Genomic DNA, 4,027 nt, shown 5'->3' with positions numbered 1-4,027 from the left:
CCCTTAAGTGGCTTTGAGATTAGCGGAACGTTCTGGAAAGTACGGCCATAGTGGGTGATAGCCCTGTACGCGAAAATCTCTTAGTCATGAAATCGAGTAGGACGGAGCACGAGAAACTTTGTCTGAATATGGGGGGACCATCCTCCAAGGCTAAATACTACTGACTGACCGATAGTGAACTAGTACCGTGAGGGAAAGGCGAAAAGAACCCCGGAGAGGGGAGTGAAATAGATCCTGAAACCGTATGCGTACAAGCAGTGGGAGCCCACTTTGTTGGGTGACTGCGTACCTTTTGTATAATGGGTCAGCGACTTATTTTCAGTGGCGAGCTTAACCGAATAGGGGAGGCGTAGCGAAAGCGAGTCTTAATAGGGCGTCTAGTCGCTGGGAATAGACCCGAAACCGGGCGATCTATCCATGGGCAGGTTGAAGGTTGGGTAACACTAACTGGAGGACCGAACCGACTACCGTTGAAAAGTTAGCGGATGACCTGTGGATCGGAGTGAAAGGCTAATCAAGCTCGGAGATAGCTGGTTCTCCTCGAAAGCTATTTAGGTAGCGCCTCATGTATCACTGTAGGGGGTAGAGCACTGTTTCGGCTAGGGGGTCATCCCGACTTACCAAACCGATGCAAACTCCGAATACCTACAAGTGCCGAGCATGGGAGACACACGGCGGGTGCTAACGTCCGTCGTGAAAAGGGAAACAACCCAGACCGTCAGCTAAGGTCCCAAAGTTATGGTTAAGTGGGAAACGATGTGGGAAGGCTTAGACAGCTAGGAGGTTGGCTTAGAAGCAGCCACCCTTTAAAGAAAGCGTAATAGCTCACTAGTCGAGTCGGCCTGCGCGGAAGATGTAACGGGGCTCAAACCATACACCGAAGCTACGGGTATCATCTTAGGATGATGCGGTAGAGGAGCGTTCTGTAAGCCTGTGAAGGTGAGTTGAGAAGCTTGCTGGAGGTATCAGAAGTGCGAATGCTGACATGAGTAACGACAATGGGTGTGAAAAACACCCACGCCGAAAGACCAAGGTTTCCTGCGCAACGTTAATCGACGCAGGGTTAGTCGGTCCCTAAGGCGAGGCTGAAAAGCGTAGTCGATGGAAAACAGGTTAATATTCCTGTACTTCTGGTTATTGCGATGGAGGGACGGAGAAGGCTAGGCCAGCTTGGCGTTGGTTGTCCAAGTTTAAGGTGGTAGGCTGAGATCTTAGGTAAATCCGGGATCTTAAGGCCGAGAGCTGATGACGAGTGTTCTTTTAGAACACGAAGTGGTTGATGCCATGCTTCCAAGAAAAGCTTCTAAGCTTCAGGTAACCAGGAACCGTACCCCAAACCGACACAGGTGGTTGGGTAGAGAATACCAAGGCGCTTGAGAGAACTCGGGTGAAGGAACTAGGCAAAATGGCACCGTAACTTCGGGAGAAGGTGCGCCGGTGAGGGTGAAGGACTTGCTCCGTAAGCTCATGCCGGTCGAAGATACCAGGCCGCTGCGACTGTTTATTAAAAACACAGCACTCTGCAAACACGAAAGTGGACGTATAGGGTGTGACGCCTGCCCGGTGCCGGAAGGTTAATTGATGGGGTTAGCTAACGCGAAGCTCTTGATCGAAGCCCCGGTAAACGGCGGCCGTAACTATAACGGTCCTAAGGTAGCGAAATTCCTTGTCGGGTAAGTTCCGACCTGCACGAATGGCGTAACGATGGCGGCGCTGTCTCCACCCGAGACTCAGTGAAATTGAAATCGCTGTGAAGATGCAGTGTATCCGCGGCTAGACGGAAAGACCCCGTGAACCTTTACTATAGCTTTGCACTGGACTTTGAATTTGCTTGTGTAGGATAGGTGGGAGGCTTTGAAGCGTGGACGCCAGTTCGCGTGGAGCCAACCTTGAAATACCACCCTGGCAACTTTGAGGTTCTAACTCAGGTCCGTTATCCGGATCGAGGACAGTGTATGGTGGGTAGTTTGACTGGGGCGGTCTCCTCCTAAAGAGTAACGGAGGAGTACGAAGGTGCGCTCAGACCGGTCGGAAATCGGTCGTAGAGTATAAAGGCAAAAGCGCGCTTGACTGCGAGACAGACACGTCGAGCAGGTACGAAAGTAGGTCTTAGTGATCCGGTGGTTCTGTATGGAAGGGCCATCGCTCAACGGATAAAAGGTACTCCGGGGATAACAGGCTGATACCGCCCAAGAGTTCATATCGACGGCGGTGTTTGGCACCTCGATGTCGGCTCATCACATCCTGGGGCTGAAGCCGGTCCCAAGGGTATGGCTGTTCGCCATTTAAAGTGGTACGCGAGCTGGGTTTAGAACGTCGTGAGACAGTTCGGTCCCTATCTGCCGTGGACGTTTGAGATTTGAGAGGGGCTGCTCCTAGTACGAGAGGACCGGAGTGGACGAACCTCTGGTGTTCCGGTTGTCACGCCAGTGGCATTGCCGGGTAGCTATGTTCGGAATAGATAACCGCTGAAAGCATCTAAGCGGGAAACTAGCCTCAAGATGAGATCTCACTGGGACCTTGAGTCCCCTGAAGGGCCGTCGAAGACTACGACGTTGATAGGTTGGGTGTGTAAGCGCTGTGAGGCGTTGAGCTAACCAATACTAATTGCCCGTGAGGCTTGACCATATAACACCCAAGCAATTTGCTTGCTCTAACGAGCACCAGATTGCGGTGACTGTGAAGACGACACGAACCGAAAGTTCGCACGCTTTGCTCACAAGCAGCACACAAAACTATCACATACCCATTCGCTGGAGCGTGAACCGAAAGGTAAACGACCTGGCTACCGAATTTCTTGACGACCATAGAGCATTGGAACCACCTGATCCCATCCCGAACTCAGCAGTGAAACGATGCATCGCCGATGGTAGTGTGGGGTTTCCCCATGTGAGAGTAGGTCATCGTCAAGATTAAATTCCGAAACCCCTATCTGCGTATGCAGGTAGGGGTTTTGTTTTGCCCGCAGGAAAGTTCGTACAGCATCTTCGGACAGCGTTTGGCTGTCTTGGACGTCCGACAATGCTAAGGTCTGGCCCTAGCTTTTGATATTTTCCAAGGAAGCCTTTATGCCGGACGCAACGTCCCTCAATGCTGGTTTTATGGTGGTTCACGGTAACCGCCTGGACGAGTTGCGCAGCCTGGTGGTCAGCTGGATGCGGCGCTACCCTCTGGCTCCCTTGGAAAACGAAATTGCTCTGGTACAGAGCAACGGTATCGCGCAATGGCTGAAGCTGGCGCTCGCGGAAGATCCTGAGGAAGACGATACGGGCGGATGCGGCATTGCCGCAGCCATTGACGTGCAGCTGCCGGGCAGCTTCATGTGGCAGTTGTACCGCATGGTGCTGGGTCGAAATGAAATCCCGGTCAAATCCTTGCTTGATAAAGCCCCGCTGACCTGGCGCCTCATGCGTCTGCTGCCGCAGTTGATCAATCAACCGCACTTCGAACCCTTGCAACGCTTCCTTACGAATGACACCGATCTGCGTAAACGCTATCAGCTCGCCGAGCGCCTGGCTGACTTGTTCGACCAATATCAGGTCTACCGGGCTGACTGGCTCGAAGACTGGGCAGACGGTCGGCATCAATTACGTAGCGTTCGAGGGGAAGCCAAACCCCTTACCCCGGCGAATTGCTGGCAGGCGGAGTTGTGGCGTGCATTGTTGCTGGATGTCGGTGAACAAGGCATGGCGCAGAGTCGAGCGGGCGTCCATCAACGGTTTATCGAACGGATCAACAGCCTCGACGTTGCGCCCGATGGCCTACCTTCCAGAGTAATCGTTTTCGGCATTTCCTCACTGCCAGCCCAAGCCTTGGAAGCCTTGGCGGGACTGGCACGCTTCAGTCAGGTCTTGCTCTGTGTGCATAACCCGTGTCGCCATCATTGGGCAGACATCGTCGCCGATAAAGACCTGCTAAGGCATCAATACAAACGGCAGGCGCGCAAGAGCGGCATGCCAGTCGTGCTCGACCCGCAAACACTGCATCAGCATGCTCACCCACTCCTCGCCGCGTGGGGTAAGCAAGG

General features: G+C 53.3%; 1 protein-coding gene and 2 rRNA genes. All 3 read left to right on the top strand.

The genetic code is table 11. The features are described from left to right. Nucleotides 1-2,628 (top strand): 23S ribosomal RNA (locus F8N12_RS27065); the annotation flags it as partial. Nucleotides 2,629-2,796: 168 nt separating this feature from the next. Further along, nucleotides 2,797-2,912: ribosomal RNA gene (rrf, locus tag F8N12_RS27060) — 5S ribosomal RNA — on the top strand. A 156-nt stretch (nucleotides 2,913-3,068) separates the two neighbouring features. Continuing rightward, nucleotides 3,069-4,027, top strand: a 959-nt coding sequence (locus F8N12_RS27055) for an exodeoxyribonuclease V subunit gamma (RefSeq protein WP_191623230.1), incomplete at its 3' end; no start/stop codon positions are given.

It is taken from the genome of Pseudomonas fluorescens (genome assembly GCF_902497625.1).
GTDB lineage: Bacteria > Pseudomonadota > Gammaproteobacteria > Pseudomonadales > Pseudomonadaceae > Aquipseudomonas > Aquipseudomonas fluorescens_BQ.
The sequence above is the reverse complement of the archived record's forward strand: the minus strand, read 5'-3'. Positions and strand labels throughout refer to the sequence as shown.